19 protein-coding genes and 1 pseudogene are annotated in these 26,034 nt (G+C 43.6%); 9 read left to right on the top strand and 11 right to left on the bottom strand.

The features are described from left to right. The first annotated feature begins 24 nt into the window (after window positions 1-24). The 3 genes from DWW91_RS24975 (at window position 25) to DWW91_RS24965 (ending at window position 7,325) form a co-directional block, all read left to right on the top strand. Window positions 25-1,281 (top strand): Gfo/Idh/MocA family oxidoreductase, encoded by a 1,257-nt coding sequence (locus DWW91_RS24975; RefSeq protein WP_010799858.1) that lies wholly within the window; start codon window positions 25-27, stop codon window positions 1,279-1,281. Between the two features lie 59 nt (window positions 1,282-1,340). Then, window positions 1,341-4,796 carry a DUF1080 domain-containing protein gene (locus DWW91_RS24970; protein ID WP_122329242.1) on the top strand — a complete coding sequence of 1,152 codons (3,456 nt, stop codon included), beginning with the start codon at window positions 1,341-1,343 and terminating at the stop codon, window positions 4,794-4,796. Between the two features lie 153 nt (window positions 4,797-4,949). After that, on the top strand, window positions 4,950-7,325 hold the full coding sequence (locus DWW91_RS24965) for an ATP-binding protein (RefSeq protein ID WP_010799856.1): 2,376 nt from the start codon (window positions 4,950-4,952) through the stop codon (window positions 7,323-7,325). 9 nt (window positions 7,326-7,334) lie between these two features. Here DWW91_RS24965 and upp read toward each other — a convergent pair whose 3' ends face one another. Both upp and DWW91_RS24955 read right to left on the bottom strand, forming a co-directional pair. Next, window positions 7,335-7,988, bottom strand: coding sequence for a uracil phosphoribosyltransferase (upp, locus tag DWW91_RS24960; protein ID WP_007652949.1), 654 nt, complete (start codon window positions 7,986-7,988; stop codon window positions 7,335-7,337). Between the two features lie 341 nt (window positions 7,989-8,329). Beyond that, window positions 8,330-8,620, bottom strand: coding sequence for an HU family DNA-binding protein (locus DWW91_RS24955; RefSeq protein WP_007652950.1), 291 nt, complete (start codon window positions 8,618-8,620; stop codon window positions 8,330-8,332). 273 nt (window positions 8,621-8,893) lie between these two features. Between DWW91_RS24955 and DWW91_RS24950 the strand changes: the two genes are divergently transcribed. From DWW91_RS24950 to DWW91_RS24940, 3 genes are all read left to right on the top strand, one after another. Continuing rightward, entirely contained in the window at window positions 8,894-9,853 is a 960-nt protein-coding gene (locus tag DWW91_RS24950; RefSeq protein ID WP_122329241.1) for a hypothetical protein, read from the top strand. 125 nt (window positions 9,854-9,978) lie between these two features. Further along, window positions 9,979-10,992: a UDP-N-acetylmuramate dehydrogenase gene (gene murB / locus DWW91_RS24945; RefSeq protein WP_122329240.1), complete on the top strand. Its 1,014-nt coding sequence runs from the start codon at window positions 9,979-9,981 to the stop codon at window positions 10,990-10,992. After that, window positions 10,992-11,759, top strand: coding sequence for an MBL fold metallo-hydrolase (locus DWW91_RS24940; RefSeq protein ID WP_010799854.1), 768 nt, complete (start codon window positions 10,992-10,994; stop codon window positions 11,757-11,759). The genes murB and DWW91_RS24940 overlap by 1 nt, the downstream gene beginning before the upstream one ends. On the opposite strand, the gene DWW91_RS24935 is transcribed toward DWW91_RS24940, so the two are convergent. The 7 genes from DWW91_RS24935 to gpmA all read right to left on the bottom strand — a co-directional run bounded on the left by DWW91_RS24935 (window position 11,726) and on the right by gpmA (window position 17,458). Further along, a complete protein-coding gene (locus DWW91_RS24935) occupies window positions 11,726-12,625 on the bottom strand; it encodes a hypothetical protein (protein WP_007652954.1) in 900 nt (299 codons plus the stop codon). The genes DWW91_RS24940 and DWW91_RS24935 overlap by 34 nt on opposite strands. A gap of 3 nt (window positions 12,626-12,628) precedes the next feature. Then, window positions 12,629-13,270 carry an endonuclease III gene (gene nth / locus DWW91_RS24930; protein ID WP_007652955.1) on the bottom strand — a complete coding sequence of 214 codons (642 nt, stop codon included), beginning with the start codon at window positions 13,268-13,270 and terminating at the stop codon, window positions 12,629-12,631. 4 nt (window positions 13,271-13,274) lie between these two features. Then, window positions 13,275-13,661: a fluoride efflux transporter CrcB gene (crcB, locus tag DWW91_RS24925; protein ID WP_007652957.1), complete on the bottom strand. Its 387-nt coding sequence runs from the start codon at window positions 13,659-13,661 to the stop codon at window positions 13,275-13,277. 76 nt (window positions 13,662-13,737) lie between these two features. Then, window positions 13,738-14,757 carry a phenylalanine--tRNA ligase subunit alpha gene (gene pheS, locus DWW91_RS24920; RefSeq protein WP_007652959.1) on the bottom strand — a complete coding sequence of 340 codons (1,020 nt, stop codon included), beginning with the start codon at window positions 14,755-14,757 and terminating at the stop codon, window positions 13,738-13,740. A 108-nt stretch (window positions 14,758-14,865) separates the two neighbouring features. Next, window positions 14,866-15,747 (bottom strand): DUF3078 domain-containing protein, encoded by an 882-nt coding sequence (locus DWW91_RS24915; RefSeq protein WP_007652960.1) that lies wholly within the window; start codon window positions 15,745-15,747, stop codon window positions 14,866-14,868. A gap of 289 nt (window positions 15,748-16,036) precedes the next feature. Beyond that, window positions 16,037-16,597: an RNA polymerase sigma-70 factor gene (locus tag DWW91_RS24910; RefSeq protein ID WP_007652962.1), complete on the bottom strand. Its 561-nt coding sequence runs from the start codon at window positions 16,595-16,597 to the stop codon at window positions 16,037-16,039. A 108-nt stretch (window positions 16,598-16,705) separates the two neighbouring features. Then, the gene (gpmA, locus tag DWW91_RS24905) at window positions 16,706-17,458 is read right to left on the bottom strand and encodes a 2,3-diphosphoglycerate-dependent phosphoglycerate mutase (RefSeq protein WP_010799852.1); all 753 of its coding nucleotides are present in this window, start codon (window positions 17,456-17,458) and stop codon (window positions 16,706-16,708) included. Between the two features lie 145 nt (window positions 17,459-17,603). On the opposite strand from gpmA, the gene DWW91_RS24900 reads away from it, so the two are divergent. From DWW91_RS24900 to DWW91_RS24890, 3 genes are all read left to right on the top strand, one after another. Continuing rightward, window positions 17,604-18,632: a FecR family protein gene (locus DWW91_RS24900; RefSeq protein ID WP_122329239.1), complete on the top strand. Its 1,029-nt coding sequence runs from the start codon at window positions 17,604-17,606 to the stop codon at window positions 18,630-18,632. A 163-nt stretch (window positions 18,633-18,795) separates the two neighbouring features. After that, window positions 18,796-22,182 (top strand): TonB-dependent receptor, encoded by a 3,387-nt coding sequence (locus tag DWW91_RS24895; protein WP_007652967.1) that lies wholly within the window; start codon window positions 18,796-18,798, stop codon window positions 22,180-22,182. 15 nt (window positions 22,183-22,197) lie between these two features. Beyond that, a complete protein-coding gene (locus DWW91_RS24890) occupies window positions 22,198-23,817 on the top strand; it encodes a SusD/RagB family nutrient-binding outer membrane lipoprotein (protein ID WP_007652968.1) in 1,620 nt (539 codons plus the stop codon). A gap of 411 nt (window positions 23,818-24,228) precedes the next feature. On the opposite strand, the gene DWW91_RS24885 is transcribed toward DWW91_RS24890, so the two are convergent. Next, window positions 24,229-24,837: a virulence RhuM family protein gene (locus DWW91_RS24885; RefSeq protein WP_007652969.1), complete on the bottom strand. Its 609-nt coding sequence runs from the start codon at window positions 24,835-24,837 to the stop codon at window positions 24,229-24,231. A gap of 356 nt (window positions 24,838-25,193) precedes the next feature. Further along, window positions 25,194-26,034: pseudogene (locus tag DWW91_RS27745) on the bottom strand (hypothetical protein); the annotation flags it as partial.

The following is a 26,034-nucleotide window of genomic DNA, read 5'->3' as shown; positions in this document are numbered from 1 at the left end:
ATCAATATTATATTAATTTGTACTATGAGAACAAACAGAAGGGACTTCCTTAAAACCCTTGGAGGAATTGCGGCCTTTACGATTGTGCCGCGCCACGTGCTTGGGAAAGGCTTTATCGCTCCAAGCGATCAGTTGACTAAAGGTATTATCGGTACAGGCGGGATGGGACGCGGTCACGTGAACTATGCCGGAACACGCTTGGTGGCCGTTTGTGATGTTGACAAGAAACATCTTGAATTAGGAAAACAATTGGTAAAGGAAAAAATTGCTGCTTATCATGACTTCCGCGATTTGATTCTGGACCCGAACGTAGATATCGTACACATCGCTACACCTCCTCATTGGCATGGAATCATGTCGGTAGAGGCTGCCAAGGCGGGAAAAGATATCTGGTGTGAAAAGCCGATGACACGTACGATCGGTGAAGGTAAACGGGTGATGGAAGCTGTAAAGCAGAACGGACGTATGTTCCGTCTGAATACCTGGTTCCGTTTTGCTGATCCGTTCTATGGATTGGGTACTCCGGTGAAACCGTTGAAAAAACTGGTTCAGAGCGGTATGCTCGGTTGGCCGTTGAAGGTGACGATCAGTAAACATACCGGTTTCGACTGGAAGTTCTACTGGGTAGGTAAAGAATATCTCGAACCGCAAACAGTCCCTTCCGAACTGGATTATGACATGTGGTTAGGCCCGGCTCCTTATAAACCTTATAATGCACACCGTGTTCACGGTACTTTCCGCGGATACTGGGATTATGACGGCGGCGGATTGGGAGATATGGGACAGCATTATATCGACCCGGTACAGTATTTCCTCGGAAAAGACAACACAAGCCCTGTGAAAGTGGAAGTGGATGCTCCGCAACAGCATCCGGATGCCGTAGGAACATGGCGCTCTATTACCTATACCTATGATGACGGTTGCCAGATCGTCCTTTGGGGTGGCGACTTCGGAGATCCTAATACTCCGTATATCTCCGGTCCGAACGGTAATGTCTATAAGAATTTTGTATGTGATATCCCTGATTGGGAAAAGAAACTGGCCGATTATCCGGAACCTGAACCTCAGGTGACAGACTTTATCGAATGTGTGAAAACACGCCAGCCTTTTGCCCTGAATGAACGGAATGGTTTCCGCTCGGCTACGATCGTGAATATGGGTGCTACGGCACTTCGTCTGAATCGTACATTAGAGTTCGATCCTGTGAAACTGGAATTTATCAATGACGAGGCCGCTAACCGTCTGCTGGATCAGCCGATGCGTTCACCCTGGAACATTTGATAATTAATAATTGAAAATTGAGAATTGAAAATTAGGGGAGAATTATAAAATTATAGACAATGAGAAAAGCATATATATCGATTGCCAGCTTGCTATTATTCGGCAGCGTACTGATGGCCCAATCTCCGGCGAACCGTACAGCTAAAACAATTGCGGCTGACGTATTGGCACAGATGCCTGCTGAGAAACAGGCTGAATACAATAAAATGATCAATGACCTGAAAGGTACCGGCGAAGAAGGGGTACTGATGTTGGTCAACATGATAAATGCTCCCGGAAAGGGAAGCAATGCACAAGTGGATTACGCGTTGAGCGGCCTGACCCATTATGTGATGGCAAAAGGGGAAGAAAGCGCCCGTTTGGCTATGGCTAACGCTTATCTGAAAGCGCTTGACCTGGTGACTGAACGCGAAACGAAAGCGTTTATCATCCGCCAGTTACAGATATTGGGACAGGATGAATGTATCGATGCGTTGTCGGCTTACCTGGGTGATGAAAGTCTGAGTGGCCCGGCTTCACGTGCACTGGCTGCTATCGGTTCTGAAAATGCCGGCAAAGCGTTGAAGGCTGGTCTGATGCGCCGTATGGGTACTCCGAAGACACAAAAAGATATCATCGTAGCAATCGGCGAAGCGCAGGTGGCTGATTCGGAAGAATTGCTGAAGGCGCTGCTGGGTTCGGGCGATGAAAATATGCAAAAGGCTGTCCTGCACTCATTAAGCCGTGTGGGAAGCAAGGCTTCCATCAAAGATATGGCTGAAGCTGCCGCCGCATCGGGTTACACAATGACCAAAACGAATGCGAACGAAGCCTATATCGCTTTATTGAAACGTGTTGCCGCACAGGGCGATGTGAAAGAAGTGGAAAAAGCGGCCAACGATCTGCTGAAGAAGGCTACCAAGGCTAATCAGACGCAGACCCGCGACGCTGCTTTGCAAATTCTTTTGTCACTGAAGAAAGAAAACAGTACCAAATTGTTGCTTTCCGCTTTGAAGGATGGCAATAAGGAATATCGGAATGCAGCATTGAACTTTGCTTCCGACTTTGCCAATAAGGAAGTTTATATCGAAGTCATGAAAGCGATGCAGAAGGCAAAACCGGAAGTGAAAGTCGATATTATCAACTGGATCGGCCGCGAAGCCAAATGCCCGTCAAAACATGATGTGATCAAGAGTTTGGAACTCCGTTTTGACCTGACTGCCATGCAGGTGCTGCTGGCTCAGTTGAAAGACAGCAACTTCGACGTAAAACAGGCAACCGTATGGACATTGGTGAAGATCGGTGACAAACAGGTGATACCTGTGCTTGCTGAACTGCTGACCAGCGACAATAAAGATGTAATCTTGCTGGGACAGGATGCCTTGGCTGCATTCAATGGTGATATCGACCAGGCTGTTGCCCGTGCCATTCCGTCTGCTACGGATGCCGGTAAGATTGCCGGTGCTGAGTTGTTGGCGATGCGTAAAGCGACTGCTAACCTGACTACAGTGCTCGAACTGATCAAGTCCGGTTCACCGGAAGTGAAAAAAGCTGCTTATACAGCGTTGAAAGATGTTGTGTCGGAAGGCGATCTGGTTAATCTGTGCGGTATGCTGGAAACAGCGGATGCATCGGCCGTTGCTCCGATCCAACAGGCTGTTATCTCTGCTATTTCTTCCATGTCTCCTGCGAAACAAAAAGAAACGATCACCCGCCGTATGCTTCAGGCTGGCGAGAGCAAGAAATATTTGTATTATATCGTTCTGGCGACAACTGGTGAGAAAGATGCATTGGCTACTATCGTAGACGGTTTCCATAAGGGATCGGGCGCTGCTCGCGATGCTGCTTTCGAAGCGTTGTTGAACTGGAAAGGTATTGAGGCTGCCGACGAATTGTATGCTATCTGTAAAGATGCTTCTTCTTCTGCTTATTTGGATCGTGCATTGAAAGCATACGTTAAGCTGGTTTCAAATCCTGCATTTACAGGTGAGAATCGTCTGCTGAGTTTGCGTAAAGCGATGGAAGTGGCAAAGACAGACGAACAGAAAAATATAATTCTGAAACAGGTTGAACGGACAGGCACCTTCCTGGGTATGCTCTATGCCGGCGAATTCCTGAATCAGAAACCTGTTCAGCAGGCTGCCGCCAATGCTGTTATGAATATAGCTTTGGGTAATAAGGAATATTATGGAGCCAATGTACGTGAATTGTTGAACAAGGTAATGCAGGTACTCGACAATCCGGATGCCGGTTATCAGAAGGAAGCGATCAAGAAGCATCTGGCTGAAATGCCGCAGGGAGAAGGTTTCATTTCTATCTTTAACGGCAAAGATTTGTCGGGCTGGAAAGGATTGGTACAGAACCCGATTGCCCGTGCGAAAATGAAACCGGCCCAATTGGAGAAAGCTCAGGAAAAGGCTGACGAGATTATGCGTAGCGGCTGGAGTGTGAATGATGGTATGCTTGTCTTCAACGGTAAAGGTGATAACCTGTGTACGGATAAACAATATGGTGATTTTGAAATGTACGTAGACTGGATGCTTGACCCCGCAGGTCCTGAAGCCGATGCCGGTATCTATTTGCGCGGAACGCCTCAGGTGCAGATCTGGGATACTTCACGTGTGAATGTGGGTGCCCAGGTAGGTTCAGGTGGTCTGTATAATAACTCGGTAAATGAAAGCAAGCCGTCTAAAGTGGCTGATAACAAGCTGGGCGAATGGAACAGCTTCTATATCAAGATGGTTGGTGACCGCGTAACAGTTATTCTGAACGGAGAGAAGGTGGTGGATGATGTGATCCTTGAAAACTATTGGGATCGCAAGCAGCCGATCTTCCCGGTTGAACAGATTGAATTGCAGGCTCATGGTAGCAAGGTTTACTACCGTAATATATATGTAAAGGAACTGGAACGTAAAGAACCTTACAAATTATCTGCCGAAGAACAGAAAGAAGGTTTCAAACTATTGTTTGACGGAACAAATATGCATCAGTGGACTGGTAACACGGTAGATTATACGATGGAAGACGGTTGTATTTCCATGATACCGAGCAAGAGCTATGGTGGGAACCTGTATACAAAGGACGAATTCGGGAACTTTATTTATCGTTTCGAGTTCCAGCTGACACCGGGAGCCAATAACGGAGTCGGTATCCGTACTCCGATGGAAGGTGATGCCGCTTATGTAGGTATGGAAATCCAGATTCTGGATTGTGAACATCCGATCTATAAGAATATTACCAAATATCAGCATCATGGTTCTGTTTATGGCATCATCCCGACGAATGCCGATCACCACAAAGCGTTTAAGCCTGTCGGTGAATGGAATGAGGAAGAGATTGTTGCAAACGGAGATAATATCAAGGTAACAGTTAATGGTGTAGTGATATTGGAAGGTAACATTCGCGACGCTGTAAAGAACGGTACTCCTGACGGTAAGGAACATCCGGGCTTGTTCAATAAGAAAGGACATATCGGGTTCCTGGGACATGGTTCTCCTGTGAAATTCCGTAATATCCGTATAAAAGAATTGAAATAACAGACTATATAGTCCGAAAGGAAGCGGGGATCGGTTTTTACTGGTCTCCGCTTTTTTTGTGTGAATCTTTGAAAACCGTTGAATATAAACAGAAATAAAATTTGCTGGTCTGATTTATTATAACGAATTTTGTTGCTTACTAGTATTAAAAAAATGGATACAGCTCAATATAAGTTATTGCTGGATACGGCGCAAGTCGGTTGGTGGGAAATTGACTTTGATAAGAGAGTCTATATATGTTCGGATTATCTGGTCAGTTTGTTGGAACTGAAAGATAAAATTATTCCGACCAGAGATTTCCTCCAGTTGATACGTGAAGATTATAGAGCCCGGATTGCCAATGAATTTGCTTATTTCAGGGAGGTCGGTATTTACGAACAGATATTTCCGATCAAGACTTGTTATGGCTTTAAGTTTGTTCGTTCTAAAATTTGCAAGCGGGAGATCGAACCTTCCGGACGTGTTTATGTGTTAGGCATTCTTCAGTTGGTGCCATATAGCGAGGAAGAAACGAATAAACCGGCAACGGAAGGCAGCCAGGTAGATGGTTTGTTAAGGCATTTGGGGAGTATTTCGCGTGCCTTACATTCTTTTATCCAGACAAACGATTTGGTTGAATCTATCCAGTTGGTGCTGACTGAAATTCTCTTTTCGATCGATACAAAGGGGCGTGCCTGTATCATGGAATACAGTGATGACAAGCAGACGCTTAGTTGTACGTATGAAGTTTGCAGCAAAGGTGTTGCCGCTGTCCGTTCCTCATTGCAGAATATACCGGTCTCCACGCTGGTTTGGTCGACACGGAAAATACGGAATCTTTATCCGGTGATGATAAACAATCTGAACGAGTTGCCGGAAGATGCGGAATCTGAAAAAATGTATTTGCAGAAGAGAGGAGTGCTTTCGTTTGTTCTGATTCCTTTGATCATAAAGAAAAAAGCTTTGGGATATATCGGGATCGATATTGTAGATAAATATCGCATATGGACGCTGGAAGACTATCAATGGCTCTCGTCCATCGCCAATATTATCAGTATTATTACGAAAATGGCGAGAATCAACGAAGCGCTCGACCATAGCGGAAAGTTGTTGCGTAATATTTATACGAATATACCGGTCGGCATAGAGTTGTATGATAAGGACGGATATCTTGTCGATATGAATAATAAGGATGTAGATATTTTTGGACTCGGTTCGAAAAAAGAGGCCCTAGGTGTTAACATCTTTGATAATCCTCAGATTCCCCCTGATGTACTGGAAAAGATGAGAAAGAGGAAACCTGTCTCTTTCCGCCTGACTTATTCTTTTAGCGATATTATATCCAATGGGTATTATCCGACGAAGAAAAACGGAGTTATAGACTTGATAACCAAGGTTAGTATGCTTTATGACAGTAAAGGTGAACTGATCAATTACCTATTCATTAATCTGGATAATACGGATAAGATGGTCGCTTATAACCGTATTGAGGAGTTTGAATATTTCTTCACCCTGGTTAGTCATTATGCGAAAGTAGGATATGCCAAATTCGATTTGCTGACACGCGAAGGATATGCCATCAGCCAGTGGTATCAAAATCTGGGGGAACAAGATGGCACGCCGTTGGAGCAGATTATTGGTGTATATAGCGCCGTGCATCCGGAAGACCGTAAAGTGATGATGGACTTCTTTGACCGGGTTAAGAGAGGGGAGGCAACCAGTATCCGCAAGGAATTGCGTATCAAGACGGATTCCGGTTGGAAGTGGATACGCGTAAATGTGATGCGTAACCCTCAGTCGAATGATCCGGATAAACTGGAAATGATCTGTGTGAATTACGATATCACGGAATTGAAAGAAACTGAACAACAGCGTGAAAAGGCAGAAGAACTGGATCGCTTGAAGTCTGCTTTCCTGGCAAATATGAGCCATGAGATCCGAACTCCGCTGAATGCGATTGTCGGCTTTTCTACTTTACTGGTCGATACGGATGATAAAGAGGAACAGTCGCAGTTTGTAGAGATTATTCAGAAGAATAATGAACTTTTGTTGCAGTTGATCTCTGATGTGCTGGATCTGGCTAAGATAGAAGCGAATACAATTGAGTTCAAACCAAGTCGTATTGAGCTCAAAGAATTTTTGGATGATCTGGTGAAGTCGCTGAGTATCAAACTTCATGAGGGGGTTGTGCTTGGCAGTCAGCCGGATTTGTCGCCTTGTACTTTTGATTTCGATCCTGTGCGCCTGAACCAGTTGTTTTCCAACTTCATAAACAATGCGATCAAGCACACGGATAAAGGTTCTATCATGTTGGGTTATGAAATAAAGCCTGATGAAGTTGTCTTTACGGTGACGGATACGGGAGAGGGGATGAGTGAAGAAGTGCAGGCTCATGTCTTCGACCGCTTTTATAAGGGAAATGACTTTAAGCAAGGTACAGGGTTGGGACTTTCTATCTGCAAAAGTATTGTCGAACAGCAGAAAGGAAAAATCGGAGTAAGTTCTGAGCCCGGAAAAGGTTCCTGCTTTTGGTTCTCCTTACCCCGATAAAATATTCTTTTATTCTTTTTCTCCGTAAGCAAGATCTCCGGCATCTCCCAGGCCGGGGATGATGTAGGAATGATCGTCCAGTTCGTCATCCAGTGCGGCGATCCAAATCGTTGTTTTGTCATCCGGCATTTTTCTTTGCAGATATTCTATTGCCTGTTTGCTGGCGATGATGGAGGCCACATGGATATGCGAAGGATGTCCTTTGGTCAACAATGCTTCATAGGCCAGTTCCATGGAACTTCCGGTGGCTAGCATCGGGTCGGTGATGATCAATGTTTTCTCTGTCAGTCTCGGGGATGCGATATATTCGATGTGAATGTCAAAGTTCAGACGGTCTTTATATTTGCGATAGGCAGAGACAAAGGCATTTTCGGCATAATCGAGATAGCTTAAAAATCCCTGGTGATAAGGAAGTCCTGCACGTAATATCGTACTGATTACTATCCGGTCGTCGGGTGTATTCATCGGTGCGACTCCTAAAGGGGTTTGAATATCTTTTTGGCTGTAGGCAAAATCTTTGCTGATTTCATAAGCCATGATTTCGCCGATGCGTTCAATGTTTCTACGAAAACGAAGGCTGTCCTTCTGGATATTTACATCTCTAAGTTCGGATACGAACCTGTTCAGTATGGAGTTTGACTCTCCGAGATTAACTATTTTCATGTGTATTATATTGTATATGCAGACTAAAATTTCCGGTGTCGAAATTAGATATAATTAGAGCATCATACAAATGTTTCTCTGTAAAATTCCAGGTATAGGGCAAAAGTTTCACATTCCGAAACAAGAGGTGCTGTTCGGATTCTAAAATTGCGATAATTGAATTGGGGACATGCTTGCGGTTGTTTAATTAGAACCTTACGGTTTCGATATTCATTAAAAACACCCCTTTTTAGTGGATTTCTGTATGTATTTTTGCAGATATGATAAAGTAAACAGAAAAAGGAGGTGTAAAAAACTTCCTTCCTGCCGAAGCAAGAAGGAAGTTAAAGAAATAAATCATATTATTTTTTTTCGCCAGTGCCGTTCATAGCCTCCAGCAAGAATTTACCGGGTTTGAACTTTACCGTTGTTCTAGCTGGAATCTGTACCGGAGTACCCGTTTTAGGATTACGAGCCAGGCGACTAGTTTGCGGTCTAGGTATTAAAGTACCAAAACCGATAAGAGTAATTTCCTCTTTTTGCGACATTTTTTCGGTTACAATCTCGATGTAAGCATCTAATACTTTTTTTGCTTTTTGCTTTTGTAACCCTGCCTTATCTGCTAAGGCTTCGATAAGTTCTGCTTTGTTCATGAGTGTTTCTTTTTAATGATTATATACATTGCAAATGTAAGCATTGATTTTTTTATATGGTGTCTTTTTTCAGACAACAAAATTTGCTTGCATTTCTTATTAAACAATAGCTGTAGCCTTTTGTTACGATTTTAGAAACAAAAAACGTTAATTCACATTGGTTTGCGATAATCGAAACGAAGAAAGGCGTTAATGCTATTTGACCACACTTTATTTTTATTGTATTGTGAGAAGAATATATGAGTAGAAATAGTAAATAACACACTAATAATTATGAAAGATGCATTGAATAACGGGCTGATAAAAGCCATGAGGGAACATCTCCCGGAGGAGACAAATTTGGCTAACTATATTATGGATATTATATCTATAGGTAAGGAAGCCGTTTATCGCCGGTTGCGTGGGGAGGTTCCGTTTACATTTTATGAAGTATCATTATTGTCTCAGAGTCTGGGGATTTCCCTGGACCAGATCGTTGGAACCAACCGGGCGGAAGGAGCCGTTTTTAATCTGAATGTCTCTAATAATATGAGTCAGATGGAAAGTTACCATGATATACTCAAACGTTATCATAAATTATTTACATTTGCCAAGGAAGATCCCAAATCGGTACTCAGTGCCGCTTGTAATATCGTTCCGTTTACATTTTATTCTCCATATGAGCGTCTGACCAAATTCCGTCTTTGCCGGTGGATGCATCAGAATAACGGGATGAAGATCACTGCAAGTATGTCGGATATCGTTGTGACGGAGAAAATACTGGAGTCCCAGCGTAAACTGATGCAGGAGTGCCGCCAGGTTCCGTCTACCTATACGATTCTTGATAATAATATTTTCCAGTCGTTGGTTAGGGAGATCAAGTATTTTGCAGGGCTGAACATGCTGAGCGATGATGATATCGAAGTGATGAAACTGGAACTGAATCGTTTATTGGATGAAATGGAACAGATTGCTGCCCGGGGGGAATATCCGAATGGTAACAAAGTTTATTTGTATCTTTCCAATATTAATTTTGAGGCTACATATACATTTCTGGAAAAAGGAAGCTTCCAGTTGTGCATGTTCCGTCTTTATGCTATCAACTATATGGATTCGCAACATCCGGAAATCTGCCGCGCCCAGAAAGAATGGATCCAGTCGTTGAAACGTTACTCTACTTTGATCTCGCAGAGCGGAGAGATACAGCGGATGATCTTTTTCACGAAACAGCGTGAAATCGTAGATACCTTATAATAATATGCCAATGTGCCAATAGATCAATATGCCAATTATAAAGATATTTCTCAATTGGCATGTTGGCACATTGGCATATTAGCACATTATTACTACTTTTGTCCCGCAATAAATAAACAGATATTATGAGGATAGAAGAGAATTACTCCCTGGAGAAGCATAATACATTTCACCTGCCGGTTAAGACGCGGTGGTTCATGGAATATACGAATGAAGAAGAATTAGGACGGGTTCTACGGGACGAGTATTTTCAGGAGTGTTTGTCGCTGCATATCGGCAGCGGAAGCAATCTGCTGTTTATAAATGACTTCAACGGTATCATCCTGCACTCGGCCATCAAAGGTATCCGTGTGGAGAAGGAAACCGACGAACATATTTGGCTGCGTGTCGGTGCCGCCGAAAGGTGGGACGATGTTGTTGCTCATGCCGTTGCCAACGGGTGGGGAGGAATAGAAAATCTTTCCCTGATCCCGGGTGAAGCTGGCGCTGCCGCTATCCAGAACATCGGAGCCTACGGGGCGGAGATAAAAGATGTGATAGAAAGTGTGGAAACATACAACCAGTTGACTTTTGAAAAGCGGATATTTACGAACGAAGAATGCCAGTATGGCTATCGCAGCAGTTATTTCAAAAACGAACATAACGACCCGCACATTGTTACATATATAATAATACGGTTGGATAAACGCCCATCCTTTTCCATCAACTATGGAAACCTGAAGGAAGAGCTGGCTAAATATCCGGAAGTAACATTGGAAGCAATCCGCCGGGCTGTGATCGCGATCCGTCAGGAGAAGCTGCCCGATCCGGACAAGCTGGGAAATGCCGGCAGTTTCTTTATGAATCCGGTTATTCCTGTTGCACAGTTTGAGAAACTGAAGGAGCAATATTCCGGTATGCCTTCTTATCCGGCTGGTGAGGGAAAAGTGAAAGTTCCTGCCGGTTGGTTGATCGAACAATGTGGCTTTAAAGGCAAATCGCATGGTCCGGTCGGCGTATATGAAAAACAGGCACTGGTCCTGGTCAACCTGGGAGAAGCCCGGGGACACGAGATTGCTCTGGTGGCGGAAAGTATCCGTACTGCCGTAAAAGATCGTTTTGGCATCGAGATAATGCCTGAGGTTAAATATGTAGGATAATGAAAATTACATTTCTGGGAACGGGAACTTCAACCGGGGTTCCCGAAATAGGCTGTCAGTGTGAAGTTTGTACAAGCAAAGATCCCCGCGACTGGCGCCTGCGTACATCGGTATTAGTAGAAACAGAGGGGAAGCGTATCTTGCTGGACTGTGGACCGGATTTCCGCTGGCAAATGATACAAAGTAAAACATACCACCTGGACGCCGTCCTGATCTCACACGAACATTATGACCATGTCGGAGGATTGGATGACCTGCGTCCGTTCGGACGGGAAGGAGACATACATATATATACTGAAGAAAATGTGGCTGAAGCCATAGAGACGCGTATCCCGTATGTTTTCCGCGAAAATAGATATCCGGGTGTTCCCAATCTAAAAATCCACCGTGTGACGACAGAACCTTTTATGGCTGCCGGGATAGAGATAATTCCTATCCGGGTAATGCACGGAAGACTGCCTATCCTGGGGTTCCGGATAGGGAATATGGCCTACCTGACCGACCTGAAATCTCTTCCGGAAGAAGAATATGCCAAACTGGAAGGATTGGATGTTTTGATTATTACTGCTTTGCGCTGGGAAGAGCATCCGACGCATGAAAGTGTGGGAGAAGCATTAGAACAGATCGGACGCATCCGTCCCAAAGAATCCTATCTGATTCATATGAGCCATCGGATCGGCTTGCAAAGCCAGGTAGAAAAAGAGTTGCCTCCGCATGTTCATCTGGCATATGATCAATTGGAAATTCCCAAACTGCAACCGGTATAATATACTTTCCCGTTTTCTTCATAAATCTGGCTGGAAATATGAAGTTGCGGGAAATGTTGTTCTAATCTGACCGACAGTGTATCGCCAATCGTCTTGAAAAGTGTGTCGGCTGGTTCATGATACGGCAGACTGCTAAAGTAACAAATATTCCCTTCGCTTTCAAAAAGGTCGGCTCCCAGCCATCTGTCGCTGATTCTCCATAGGGTAGAATCGTTCGCTTTCACATATAAGTCTAACAGTTTCGATTGTATCATCAGGTTAAGCGGAGCATTGCTGTCGAGTGTTTTACGGAGTAGCATTTGTTCCTTCGGCTGGTTGTTTTTTTGCTTTCTTTGTATGGCCGCTACTTCCTCCAGCAATTTCCTGCTGTAACTGGAAACCCATACGCCATTATGTTGGTAGTAGCCGAAAAAGCGGTTTCCGGCATCCGGGCAATAGGTAAAAGTGATGCCTCCTTTGGTTTGCTGTTGAGGAGCGAATGATTTGAAAGCTGTTTTTAAAACATTTTCTTCTATATGTCGGGATATGCTTTTATCCGCTTTTACATACATTACAATACCCTGCGGATGGAATGAGAGATGTAATGAGGCAATTTCCGGATTCTTTCGGATGATAGTAAGATATATTTCAGGGATTTTAGAGGCGAATGCCTGGTAAACAGGTTCCTTGGTTAGTATTATCCGGGCAAAAACGGAAGGACGGTTTACGGCAAGTATCGCTTCCGGTTCCGGTGCAGTCAGGGTATATAAATCTGTTTGCACCAGTTCTTTACTCTCTTTCATGTCACCGAAAAAGTAGTAGACTGCCGACAGCGTAGCGAGAGCAGTTAAGATGATAATCACTATTTCCCGCCTGTAAATTCTCATTCTCTAAATTTTTGCCTTCAGGAAATATTTGCACCAAGGCTTGAGTCCGCATTCCTCACATTTGGGCTTTCTGGCTACGCAGACGTATCGTCCGTGCAGGATCAGCCAGTGGTGAGCGATAGGTATCTGTTTCTCCGGGATGTTTTTCACCAGTTCTTTTTCTGTTTCGAGCGGTGTTTTGCTGTTGTTTGTCAATCCGATGCGGTTGGCGACACGGAATACGTGGGTGTCTACGGCCATTGCAGGTTTGTTGTAGACGACAGAGGCGATCACATTGGCTGTCTTGCGTCCTACGCCGGGCAGCTTTTGCAACTCGTCTATGTCCGAAGGGACTACGCCGCCGAAATCAGCCATCAGCATTTTGGCCATCCCGACCAGATGCTTCGATTTATTGTTCGGGTAGGAGACACTACGGATATATTCAAATACGACCTCCGGTGTGGAAGCTGCCAGCACTTCTGCTGTCGGGAAATCCCTAAACAAAGCCGGCGTAATCATATTCACCCGTTTGTCGGTGCACTGAGCTGATAGAATCACGGCAATAAGCAGTTGGTACGGATCGTCGTAATGAAGTTCCGTTTCTGCAACCGGTACGTTTGCTTCGAACCAGTCTAATACACCTTTATATCGTTCCTCTTTTTTCATCCTGTTATTTCATTAAAGATAATACATTTTTTCCGAGTAACAAACCCAGGAAAACGGCAATAAGTCCTAAAACGTTACTAGCCAGTATGTTTAAGAGAGCTAATTTATAATCACCGATTTTTATCAGTGACATAGTATCCAGTGCAAACGAAGAAAAAGTTGTAAATCCGCCAAACAGGCCGGTGAAAAGAAATGCCCTTGTGTTGGCTGAGAAGTTGTAATTTTCGGCAAGACTCCAGCAGAAGCCGATCAGAAAAGAGCCGATTATATTAACGGATAGTATCCCAAAGGGAAAGGAGTACTGCAACGAACGCTGCACCCACATGGAAACTCCATAACGCAGTGCCGATCCGATTGCTCCTCCTGTAATTAAAATTAAAACCTTTATCATATTTCATCCTCCTTGTGTGTTTCCCCCGGGCTGGTTAAAGGCCCGGGGAAGATGGTAAATGATTTAGGTTTTCAATTTAATTGGCTGATTCGAATTGTTTCAGGAAACGAACATCGTTTTCTGAGAACATTCGTAGGTCTTTAACTTGGTATTTCAGGTTTGTAATACGTTCGATACCCATTCCCAGTGCATATCCGGTATAAACTTTGCTGTCGATACCGCAATTTTCGAGTACATTCGGGTCTACCATACCGCAACCGAGTATTTCTACCCAACCGGTATGTTTACAGAATGCACATCCTTTACCGCCACACAGGTTACAGGAAATATCCATCTCAGCAGATGGCTCTGTGAACGGGAAGTAGGAGGGGCGTAAACGTATTTTCGTTTCCGGACCGAACATTTCTTTTGCAAAGAAAAGCAATGCCTGTTTCAGGTCGGCGAATGAGACATTCTTGTCAACATACAGGGCTTCTACCTGGTGGAAGAAACAGTGTGCGCGATAAGAAATAGCTTCATTACGATATACACGTCCGGGGCAGATGATGCGGATAGGAGGTTCCTGAGTCTCCATCACACGAGTCTGTACCGATGATGTATGTGTTCGCAATAACACATCCGGATTATGTTGTATGAAGAACGTATCCTGCATATCACGTGCAGGATGGTCTTCAGCAAAATTCAAAGAAGAGAAAACATGCCAGTCGTCTTCGATTTCAGGACCTTCAGCAATGCTGAATCCCAGACGTCCGAAGATGTCGCAGATTTCCTTTTTAACGATTGAAAGCGGGTGGCGTGTGCCGAGTTCGATAGGATAAGATGTACGCGTCAGGTCGATGTCATCGTTTCCGGTCTGTACATTGTCGAAACCTTCTTTCAGTTCATTGATTTTATTTTGAGTAGCTTCTTTCAGCTCGTTGAGGAATTTACCCACTTCACGCTTCTGGTCAGCCGCAACGTTGCGGAAATCATTCATCAGCGCAGAAATTTCTCCTTTCTTGCTGAGGTATTTGATGCGTAAAGCTTCCAGCTCTTCGGCATTTGCAGCCTTCATATTCTCTACTTCCTGAAGCAGAGCTTTAATTTTATCGATCATTTCTAATCATATTTGTTTTCGACGTGCAAATTTACTCCTTTCTTTTGGATACTGCAACCGATTGCGGAAGGTTTTTTCTTAAAAACACAGGCAGTCTCCTTTCTATTCCTAAAAATTATAGGCAAGACCTACGCCGAGTATCTCTTTGAACTGTACTTTTGCCCCATGTTTCGTACCGTTGTCATCGAAGGTTTTCACGTCGTTGTCGTATTTCAGTGTCGTGTTGAGCGTAGCCGACAGGAATTTGTTGATCTTCATACTAATGAGCATGTCCCAGTTGACATCGATGTTTCCGAACTGATTACTATACGGAGTGAAAAAATCGGCTGTAGTGATCAGGCTTACGTTTTCCATCACCGGCATTTCTGCACGGGCTTTGAGGTAAGCGCCACATTCGATCTTGAAACGGTCACCGGGATCGACACCGAATGCGCCCAGATCGGACAGGTAATCGTCCTCAACAAAAGTCATTTTTGCTGAAACGGGAGAGAGGTAGATCGAATAATTGCTTTTCGGGCGGTATTCCATACCCAGCGAGACGTTGGAATAGGCCGGCGCGAAAAAGTTGGAGATATAATGTTCCTTGTCCGGATAATTGTATCCTTTGGCAAACTGTGTGTTCAGGTCGCCCATTAGTGTGTAGAACCAGACATTGTTCGTTGAATAGCCCAGCTGGGTGGAAAGTCCGATCTTGTCGGTGCTCTTGCGCATCCCCTGCGACTTGGTTTTTGTCAGTCCGTAATCGAGAACCAGGTTAGTCACCCAGAGCCAGTTTCCGTTTTTGTGTGTCAGCGAACCGTTCAGGTAGGCATTTCCGGCTACTGAGTTTTCACCTCCGGCTGACCAGTTGGTCATCGCTGTTTGCGACAAGTTGAGGCCTGATACGCCTTTCAATACATATTTTCCTTCTTCGTAACCTTTATCGTCGGTTTGACTATATGCGATAGTTGCCAGTGCGGCAAATGCTATCATTAAAAATGTACGTTTCATATACTGTTATATTTTAAGTTGTTTTTTATAAAGAGGCCACTTTATTATTTAAACATGATTCATTTATTTTTGTTTAAGGATGGATTAAGATTGTCCTGTCATATTCTCCGTTTTTCCGATTATCAAAATGACACTACCCAACCGGGTAAATCGGATTAATATACCGGGTAAAATAAAATACCCCAGCGGGTAATATTTTTTAACGTATCGTTTTGTTTAAAATGAGAAGCTATTTGCGTTAAAATGTAAATGATAGCTTTGTGGACAAAATGTCGATATTGCTATGTTGTCAATGTAAGAGAGCTAGAAAAAGCGGCATGTATTCTTTCAGTTCCGTGCGTAGTATTTTCAAAGACTGTGATATGCGGTAAGCGATAGTTTTGGGTGATACACCGGTACGCTCGGCTATTTCGTTGTAGGTTAGATGTCCGAAACGATTCATTTCGAATGCTTTCCGGTATTCTTCAGGGAGCTCCCTGATCGCCTTGGTTGCCAAGGCGATCAATTCTCCTTCTATGTAAAAATCCGGATCTTCGAATTGATTTTCAAATTTGGCATACAACTTTTCGTGTACCCGTTGTTTGATTTGATTGTGGGTTATATTATTCAGGCATTTATTTTTGACAATAGTAAACAGCAATGATTTGAGGGACATTTGAGGAACCAGCATCGCACGGTTTTCCCAAAGCCACATCATCACTTCCTGTACGATTTCTTCCGTTTCCGTCTCGGCTACATATTGGGAGGCGAAGGCGCATAACCCTTTATAATATTGTTTGTAGACCGCATCGAATACACTCTCGTCACCGGCTTTAAGTCTATTTAAGGTCTCTTCATTGCTTGTTATCACTGATATGAATGTTTTGATATAGTGCAAACTTAAACAAATATTTTAAGAATTAACAATTAACGCCCGGGTTTTTGTGAAATATTTCCGGGCGTCAGCTATGATAAATAATTATTTCTTTGTTTTTTTCCCCTGGTTGGCAACTGCTTCCATCAGTTTTTTGATCTCTTCCGGATCCCCCAGGAAATAATCTTTTACAAGATTCAGGTCGTCATCGAATTCGAGTACGTAAGGGACGGCTGTCGGAAGATTCAGGTGTACGATCTCTTCATCCGGTATGTTACGTACATATTTAATAATACCTCTCAGGCTGTTGCCGTGGGCTGTCACTAAAATCTGGTCGGCAGTTTCGAGCGAAGGAAAAATGACGTCTTTCCAATAAGGGAGGATGCGTTCGACAGTATCTTTCAGTGATTCCGTACGTGGCAATTCGGCATCGGGTACATCTTTATAACGTATTTCGAATCGGGGGTTACGCGGATCGTCCTCTTTCAATGCATGCGGAGCCACATCGTAACTTCTGCGCCAGATCAGGACCTGTTCATCACCATATTTTTCGGCTGTCTCGCTTTTGTTGAGACCTTGTAAGGCTCCGTAATGTTTTTCATTCAAACGCCAGCTTTTCTCTACCGGAATCCAATCCTGGTCCATGCGGTCGAGTACGCAATTTAATGTTTTGACGGCACGTTTCAGGTAGGAGGTGTATGCTTTATCGAACACATATCCTTCTTTTCTTAGTAATTCACCTGCTTTATATGCTTCTTCAATCCCTTTTTCTGTCAGATCAACATCCGTCCAACCCGTAAACCGGTTTTCTTTGTTCCATGCGCTTTCGCCGTGGCGAAGTAAAACAATCTTTTTCATATGCTTTTTATTTATTATAACTATCTGTTTATTAGATAACAATCGAGAAGCAGGAAAAGATATTGAACTTTTTCTAAAAAAAATCACATTTTCGTTTAGTATATCTTTTTTCTGAATTGTATTAATTATAGAAACAGGAAAAAAGATGATAGTAGACGAAAACATACTGATAAAATATCTCGACGGAACATTGACTGACGAGGAACGTACCCGGGTTGACGACTGGGTTGCCGAGTCGACCGAGAACGAGAAACTACTGGAACAGGTCTATTTCACCTTGCAGGTGACTGACCGTTTGCGGGTAATGGAATCGGTCGATCCCGAAATGGCTTTGGTCCGTTTCAAATCGAGAGTACGTAAACAAAATAAAAAGGTTAGTTTCCGCCACTCCCTACAGTTTATGCAAAGAGTTGCAGCGATACTGTTCATTCCGGTATTAGTTTTATCTGCCTATTTCTTTATGCAGACGGGTAAAGAGAAGGTGCGCATGGTAGAAGTGCGCACCAATCCCGGAGTGGTTTCGACTTTCGAATTGCCTGACGGATCGAAAGTTTGGTTGAATGCCGGAAGTTCTTTGAAGTATCCTGAAAATTTCTGGCCTGAGTGCCGGCTGGTTGAATTGACCGGGCAAGGTTATTTTGAAGTGACGAAGAATCCGGAAAAGCCTTTTATCGTGAAAGTCGATCCGGTCTATTCTGTGGAAGTGCTCGGAACACGTTTCGATGTATCTGCCTATAATGATGACGATGTTGTTTCCACAACTTTGGTGGAAGGCTCTGTGAAATTGAATATAGCACAGGCAGGAGGTAAAATCGTTCATCAGATTCTGAAACCCGACGAGAAAGCGGATTTTACGAGGGTAGGTGGAAAATTATCTATCACTTCGGTCAACGCAGATAATAAGGTAGCCTGGCGTAATGGTGAGATCATTTTCAAGAATACTCCGATGGGGCAGGTCCTGAAGACGTTGCGACGCCATTATAATGTACAGTTTAACGTGAAAGACCGGGACGTGCTGAATGCCATCATTACCGCAAGGTTTAAAAATGAGCAATTGCCGCAGGTCATGGAATATATCAAGCTCGCCTCGGATATCAAGTTTAAGATCGATAAGCCGGTCATAACGAATGATAATCGTTTGGAAATGTCTGTTATAGAAATATCGAAAGAATAAATAATAGTGTAGAACCTTTTTAAATCAGAATGCCTATGTGGAAGTAAAAAAGAGTCCAAAAAAACATGCAGAAAGATGTTGACGCATCTTCCCGCATGTAAAAGTCCAAGCTGTTGACGCAGCTATAGTTAACTTTATATTAAATAATAAGCATCACAAAATTATGAATAAAATTGTAACCTTAGAAATTATCGGTAAGAAAAGTTATTCTCTCTTCCGAAAAATACCATTAGTTATGAGATTGAGCGTTGTATTCTTTTTCCTTAGTCTTGGTATCGCAGTAGCGGGTAATACGTATGCACAAAATGCTACGCTTTCGCTGGATATGTCGAACAGTACGATCGCCAGTGTGCTCGAAGCTGTTGAAAATGAAACGGACTTCTCGTTTATCTATGATGCCAATATTGTAAACACCAGCCGTAAAGTATCTGTAAAAGTAGACGAAAAGAACATTTTCGATGTGCTAAACAAACTGTTCGGTGATTCCGATATCGCTTATACAGTAGTAAACACAAAAATTATCCTTAATAAAAAGGAAGCGATCATGCAACAGGCCGGAAAGACGGTAACAGGTGTTGTTACTGATAAAACGGGCGAACCGATCATCGGTGCCAACGTGTTGCAAAAAGGTACAACCAACGGTACGATTACCGATATCGATGGTAAATTTACATTGACCGTTCCTCAAAATTCCGTTATCGTTATATCTTATATCGGATATAACCCGCAGGAAGTTAAATATGCCGGCCAGTCTTCTCTGAATGTACAATTGGCAGAAGATACCCAGAATATCGAAGAAGTGGTAGTCACGGCTTTGGGTATCAAAAAGAAAGAAGCCTCCCTTACTTATTCGACCCAGCAGGTGGGGGGCGATGAGCTGACACGTGCGAAAGACCCGAATATGATTAACGCTCTGGCTGGTAAGACAGCAGGGGTTCAGATCAACAAAAGTTCTTCCGGATTGGGTGGTTCAGCCAAAGTATCTATTCGTGGTAACCGTTCGGTAAGCGGAAACAACCAACCTTTATATGTAATCGATGGTGTACCGATGTTGAATAGCAGTAACGAACAGGCTGTCAGCGCAATCGGTGGTACGGCAGATGCCGGTAACCGTGATGGTGGCGATGGTATTTCCAACCTCAACCCGGACGATATCGAAAGCATGAGTATCCTGAAAGGTGCTTCCGCTGCCGCTCTTTACGGTTCGCAAGCAGCCAACGGTGTTATCCTGATCACAACGAAGAAAGGGAAAGCTGGCGTGCAGAAGATCACTTTCTCTTCCAACCTGACGGTCGATCATGCCATGAGTTTACCGGAATTTCAGAATGAATACGGAATGGATAAGGAAACGAAGACCAGTTGGGGACCGAAGGGGAGTCTGACCCCTTATGATAATGTCGGTGACTTCTTCCAGAATGGAGTGACCGCTATCAACTCCCTGTCTCTTACGACCGGTAACGAAAAGATGCAGACTTATTTCTCATATGCCAACACAACCGCAAAAGGTATCGTGGAGCATAATAAGATGCAGAAGCATAACCTGAATTTCCGCGAAACCGCCAGTTTCTTTGATGATTACCTGAAACTGGATGCGAACGTGAATTTACTGTCGCAGAGTATCAAGAACCGTCCGGCCTCCGGTGGTTATTACATGAACCCGTTGGTAGGTCTTTACCGTTTCCCGCGTGGCGAGAATATCGGTGAGTATCGCACGAACTTTGAAACTTTCAACGACACCCGCAATTTGATGGAACAAAACTGGTATACAGATGCCGAACGTGATATGGAACAGAATCCGTATTGGATCACTAACCGTATTAAAAGTAACGACAAACGTACCCGTGCCATCACTTCTTTGACGGCCAGCCTGAAGATTACAGATTGGTTGAGCCTGCAAGCTCGTGGAACAGTCGATTATACACACGATACATATAACCAGAAAATGTATGCATCGACCGCACCGGCTATTGCCGGATCGAACGGCCGTTATATAGACCTGAATCATACGGAAACGTTGTATTATGGAGACTTTATGGCTATGTTTAATAAGAAATGGGACGACTTTGCTTTGACAGGCGCTATCGGTGGTAGTATTAATAGTACAACAGTCAACTCCCTGAGGCTGGATTCAAAGACTGCTTCCCTGTATTATCCGAACCAGTTCTCGGTAGCTAACATCATCATGTCTACGGCTTCTTATATCGACCAACAGATCGATCAGAAACGTGTGATGCAGTCTGTCTTTGCAACCGCCCAGCTGGGATGGAAAGAAAGTTTATATCTGGACCTGACCGCCCGTAACGACTGGTCGTCGACGCTGGCTTATACAAAACACAGCAGTTTCTTCTATCCGTCGGTTGGCTTGTCATGGATCATCAATAACTCGCTGACGATGCCGGAATGGATCAACTTCGGTAAGGTAAGAGGTTCATGGAGTAAAGTAGGTAATGACCTGCCTCTTTTCATCAGTAATCCGGTTGCCGGAAGCAACGACCTGATCGTGGCTGGCGGAGCTATCCAGACGAATTCAAAAGCTCCGTTCGATGAACTGAAACCTGAAATGAGTACTTCATGGGAAGTAGGTACGGAATGGAAATTCTTCGATTACCGTTTGGACTTCGATTTCACTTACTATAAGACAAACACGAAGAACCAGTTGTTTACTTTGCCTTCTTCTGCTGGTGCAGCTTATAAATATTACTATGTGAATGCCGGTAACATCCAGAATCAGGGTGTTGAAATCAGCTTGGGTATCACACCGGTAATGACAGAAGATTTCCGTTGGAAGACTTCATTCAACTTCTCAACGAATAAGAACAAAGTGATCGAACTTCATCCTGACCTGAAGACATTTGTCTATGGCGACGAAGGTTTCTCTTCCTCTTACTCCATGCGTCTTGTAGAAGGCGGTGCACTGGGTGATATTTATGGCAAGGCGTTCGAACGCGACGAAGCGACAGGCCAAATTGTTTTCTCGAAGGATGAGGATGGTGATTTGGTTCCTAACGTAGTCGGTTCGGGTAATACGGTCAAAGTAGGTAATAGCAATCCTGACTTTATGTTGGGCTGGGGAAATACCTTGACTTATAAAGGATTTAGCCTTTACTTCCTGATCGATGGCCGCTTTGGTGGCGATGTTTTGTCGCAGACACAGGCCGATATGGACCAGAAGGGTGTGAGCGTCGAATCAGCTGCAGCACGTAATGCTGGATTTGTAGACCTGGAAGGTACGCAAGTGAAACCGGATAAATTCTATACGGCTGTCAGCGGTCGTAACGGATGTACCGAATATTATATGTATAGTGCAACCAATATCCGCCTGCGTGAACTATCTTTAGGCTATACGTTCCCGAAGAGATTGCTGGAGAAAACGAAGGTTTTCCAGGATGTACAGTTGTCATTTGTCGGTCGTAACTTATTCTTCTTCCACAAATCGGCTCCTTTCGATCCGGATGCAGTCCTTTCAACAGGCAACGACAACCAGGGTATCGATGTATTCGGTATGCCGACTACCAGAAGCTTAGGTTTCAATGTTAAATTTACATTCTAATAAAGACAGTATATTATGAAAAAGAATTATAAATATATAGCCGCAATTTTTCTGGGCGGATTGATCGGTTTTTCAGCTTGTACGGATGATTTTGAATCTTATAATACGAACCAGGCCGGTTTCCCGGATAAATCGAAAGAGCAGGAGTTCAATAAATACGGTATTCCTCTGGGAGTAGTTCAGCAGGGTATTTATTTTAATTACGACTGGGGTGGTGGTAAGAACTGGCCGTTCCAGGTAATGCAGAACTTGGGTGCCGATATGTTTTCCGGTTATGTGCACGACTTCAATCCGTTTAATGAAGGGCGTGGGAACACAACCTATAATATGCAGGACGGATGGAACGGTTCGTTTTGGGAAAACACCTACGGATATATCATGACGGAGATTCAGAAATCCGAAGATCTGACGGAGAAAGATTATCCTTCTTTCTATGGTATTACCCAGATATTGAAGGTTGAACTGATGCACCGTGTATCTGATTTGTATGGTCCTATCGTCTATACACAGTTTGGTTCGAAGACTGGTTCCATGCCGGATACACAGGCTGAGGCTTATAAGGCATTCTTTGAAGACTTGGATGCCGGAATCGGCTTGATACGTGCCTATATGGAAGCAAATCCGGATGTGGAAAACTTTGCCAAATTTGATATCCTGATGCCGCAGGGCAAACGTACGTATGCCGAATGGATACGGTTTGCTAATTCGTTGCGCCTCCGTCTCGCTATCCGTATTGCCATGGCCGACCCCGTACTGGCAGCCTCAGAAGCCAAGAAAGCTTTGACGGATGCAGGAGGTTTGTTGGAAGAAGATAACGATATCGTGGCTGTTTCTACCGACGGAACCGGTTATAATAACCCGTTCGGTGAAATCAATAAAGGCTGGGGTGAAGTATTTCTGAATGCGAACATGGAATCTTATTTGGGTGGTTATGATGACCCCCGTTTGCCGAAGTATTTTGATAGAGCGGCTGGTGGCGAAGGCACTGAAATTGTTCCGGTGAAGGGAACTTATAAAGGAATCCGCCAGGGAACAGGGTTCAACCATAAAAATTACAGCAAGCATTCGAAAAGTACTATTTCACAGACGTCTAATGCTATCTTGATGACAGCAGCCGAGGTATGGTTTCTGCGTGCAGAGGCCGCTTTGAGAGGTTGGTCTTCCGAAAATCCGGGTTCTTGTTATGAAAACGGCGTTAAAGCCTCTTTTGCACAGTGGGGAGCTAAAGATGTTGCCGTATATCTGGAAAGTACGAAAACGCCGAAAGGCTATCAGGATGCTTTCAATGCTGCTTTCAATGTAGAAGCTATGAGCCAGGTAACTCCTGCATGGGACAACGCTGCTTCAAACGAAGAAAAACTTGAAAAGATTATTACCCAGAAATGGATTGCCTGCTATCCCGAAGGCTGTGAGGCTTGGGCCGAACAAAGGCGCACTGGTTATCCTAAGCTGTTCCCGGTTTTGGTGAACGACAGCCAGGGAACAATCGATACAAATCTGGGACCGCGCAGACTAAACTTCTTTGTCGGCATCCAAACAGCCAATCCCGAGCAGTATGCTGCTTTGACAAAGGCATTGGGTGGCGCCGACAATTGTGGAACCCGTCTATGGTGGGATACCGGAAGAAACTTTTAGATGATATACAGTTATTAGATTAAGGTAAGAGTATAAGATGATGGAAACGGAAGTCGTGGTATGAGCGGCTTCCGTTTTTTTAATGCTAATTCTTTATTACTTTCAGCCTCTACACGTATTTCGTAGAGGCCTTTTGTAAAAGCACATGTTATTATGGATAAATCTTTATCTAAACGAAAACAATAGGTTTTACCTAATAATTGTTCAGTAGCCACCTCCGCCCACGAAGCGGAACCAGATGTCGCCCTCGGGCGGAACCTGTCCGGGAAACTGTCCCGGGGTGGCTGTTTACACAAACGCACACAAAAAGCTGCGCAACCCCTTGCTGGGGGCTGCGTAACGATTGGTGCATCTGTCGTTAGGTTACAGATGCGATTGACAGGGAAAAGAAATAAGAAGGGAGTTTCTGTTTTATAAATGATTTAGTAATTCTTTTATATCTAATTGTATTTTAGAGAAAGCGAACCATTTCTTTCCTAAATCTTTCAAGGAAGTACCGATATGGTAAAGTTCTTTTTCATCTATGATCAGGAAACGGTCGTGCGACTGTCTAAACAATTGGATGTCGATTGGATCATATTGAGCGTTGTGACGCTGCAAATCCAACGATAACTGTTTCGGTATCTGGTTTGTGTAAATAGTCACTTCTATTTTGTTTATGCGTTGATTAATAACATATCCTTTAAACATATATTCTTTAAGTACTTTGTTCGCCCATATCCTGAATTGAGTACCTCTTTGTGACTTTACTCGATAGCCAACAGAGATAATAACGTCGAGGCTATAGACCTTCACCGGTTTATCTGAATTTGCAATATGCAAAAAATGCATATTGCTTTTTTCATCCAACTCTTTTTCTTTGAAAATGTTTCCGATGTGTCTGGCTATAACTGATTGATCTCTTTGAAATAATTCTATCATTTGTGCCTGGGTCAGCCAAACGGTTTCATCTTCCATTCTAACCTCTAATTGTAAGGTGTTTTCAGATTGATAAACAATAATTTCTCCTTTGTCTTTCATAATTAATATGTTTTGATTGTTGAATTATGTAGGCAAAGGTATTGTTTTCAATTGATATAGAATACAAGTTGATTAAAATATTTTCAAAATAGAATCAGTTTAGTCTCATTGTTTTTACAACACTTGATTAGAAACAGATTTATCTTTTTCCTATCAATCCCATCATGTCAAAGATCGCTCAGGCGGAGCCTGCTTGCCGTTTTTGTTATTTGTTTTCTATTTATCAGTGATACAACGAACGTGTCCAATTGTATTCTGATTATTTTCAGTAGCTACATTCGCACCTCCTGAAAAAAATCTCATCGTTTCAGAATCAGAACTGAAATAACTGGTCATAGAAAGATATGCTCCCGAGGTCAATACAAACAGATTCTTATTATACCAATCTTGCCATAGAGCAGATGATGATGATAATACATCTGTTCCGCTGGTTCCCAATATTGTTCTCCACTCGCTCGATGTCGGAATGCGCCAAGTTGCACCAGTCTGTTTGGAACAGATTGTTTTTTATTGGTCAGTCGGATGGTAACAGATTTCATTATCGCGTTTATATTATTGCGTTGGGTGATTACAATATTTTTAGCACCGCTTCCAGTAGTTTGGTCTGTTGAGATGTCAAACCATTGATCGCCTTTGTTCCAATTCAATACAGTTGCCTTAACTCCTTCAGGAGAAGTGACGGATATGTTTGTATTTCCAGAGTTAGCCGCTTTTACATAGAGGTTTGATGCCTCAATTGTCGTAGCCGGTGCATTTACCGTATACGTAGTAGTAGCCTTTATCTCGTCCGATTTGTTAGCAATCTGGAAAGTGGCAGAATTACCGCTCTTCCAGGTGACCACATAGGTCTTTTCTACAGCATAATCGTCGGCCGCCTCAACGGTAATGTCGCCTTCGATATTTTTGACGCAGGTACCACCCAGTGCATTTGCTTTGATGCTAACTTGCGATCCTTCCACCTGATACAATTTGATGTCAGTGCCCGTCATCGTGTTTTGGGTGGGCGAGTTGCTTCCGCTGACAAAAGTGACGGTGGGGACGGGGAATACCGGTGATACGGTGAAGACGGTGTTTTCGCCGCCAATCTTGTTTTTGAGTGTGACGGTCGCCTTTTTCGCTCCTCTCTGCTTTGCATTGTCTAACGAGAAGGTCAACTGGGTATTTTCATTGAGAGTTTTTGTGACGGGAGCGCCTTTT

The organism is Parabacteroides sp. AF17-3 (genome assembly GCF_003635445.1).
Classification (GTDB): domain Bacteria; phylum Bacteroidota; class Bacteroidia; order Bacteroidales; family Tannerellaceae; genus Parabacteroides; species Parabacteroides goldsteinii.
Note: the sequence above shows the minus strand (reverse complement) of the source record. Positions and strands in the feature narration are given on the sequence as shown.

Coding starts and splice junctions, on each gene's coding strand:
- DWW91_RS24975 (WP_010799858.1), top strand. CDS start 25: ATGAGAACAAACAGAAGGGACTTCCTTAAAACCCTTGGAGGAATTGCG.
- DWW91_RS24970 (WP_122329242.1), top strand. CDS start 1,341: ATGAGAAAAGCATATATATCGATTGCCAGCTTGCTATTATTCGGCAGC.
- DWW91_RS24965 (WP_010799856.1), top strand. CDS start 4,950: ATGGATACAGCTCAATATAAGTTATTGCTGGATACGGCGCAAGTCGGT.
- upp (WP_007652949.1), bottom strand. CDS start 7,988: ATGAAAATAGTTAATCTCGGAGAGTCAAACTCCATACTGAACAGGTTC.
- DWW91_RS24955 (WP_007652950.1), bottom strand. CDS start 8,620: ATGAACAAAGCAGAACTTATCGAAGCCTTAGCAGATAAGGCAGGGTTA.
- DWW91_RS24950 (WP_122329241.1), top strand. CDS start 8,894: ATGAAAGATGCATTGAATAACGGGCTGATAAAAGCCATGAGGGAACAT.
- murB (WP_122329240.1), top strand. CDS start 9,979: ATGAGGATAGAAGAGAATTACTCCCTGGAGAAGCATAATACATTTCAC.
- DWW91_RS24940 (WP_010799854.1), top strand. CDS start 10,992: ATGAAAATTACATTTCTGGGAACGGGAACTTCAACCGGGGTTCCCGAA.
- DWW91_RS24935 (WP_007652954.1), bottom strand. CDS start 12,625: ATGAGAATTTACAGGCGGGAAATAGTGATTATCATCTTAACTGCTCTC.
- nth (WP_007652955.1), bottom strand. CDS start 13,270: ATGAAAAAAGAGGAACGATATAAAGGTGTATTAGACTGGTTCGAAGCA.
- crcB (WP_007652957.1), bottom strand. CDS start 13,661: ATGATAAAGGTTTTAATTTTAATTACAGGAGGAGCAATCGGATCGGCA.
- pheS (WP_007652959.1), bottom strand. CDS start 14,757: ATGATCGATAAAATTAAAGCTCTGCTTCAGGAAGTAGAGAATATGAAG.
- DWW91_RS24915 (WP_007652960.1), bottom strand. CDS start 15,747: ATGAAACGTACATTTTTAATGATAGCATTTGCCGCACTGGCAACTATC.
- gpmA (WP_010799852.1), bottom strand. CDS start 17,458: ATGAAAAAGATTGTTTTACTTCGCCACGGCGAAAGCGCATGGAACAAA.
- DWW91_RS24900 (WP_122329239.1), top strand. CDS start 17,604: ATGATAGTAGACGAAAACATACTGATAAAATATCTCGACGGAACATTG.
- DWW91_RS24895 (WP_007652967.1), top strand. CDS start 18,796: ATGAATAAAATTGTAACCTTAGAAATTATCGGTAAGAAAAGTTATTCT.
- DWW91_RS24890 (WP_007652968.1), top strand. CDS start 22,198: ATGAAAAAGAATTATAAATATATAGCCGCAATTTTTCTGGGCGGATTG.
- DWW91_RS24885 (WP_007652969.1), bottom strand. CDS start 24,837: ATGAAAGACAAAGGAGAAATTATTGTTTATCAATCTGAAAACACCTTA.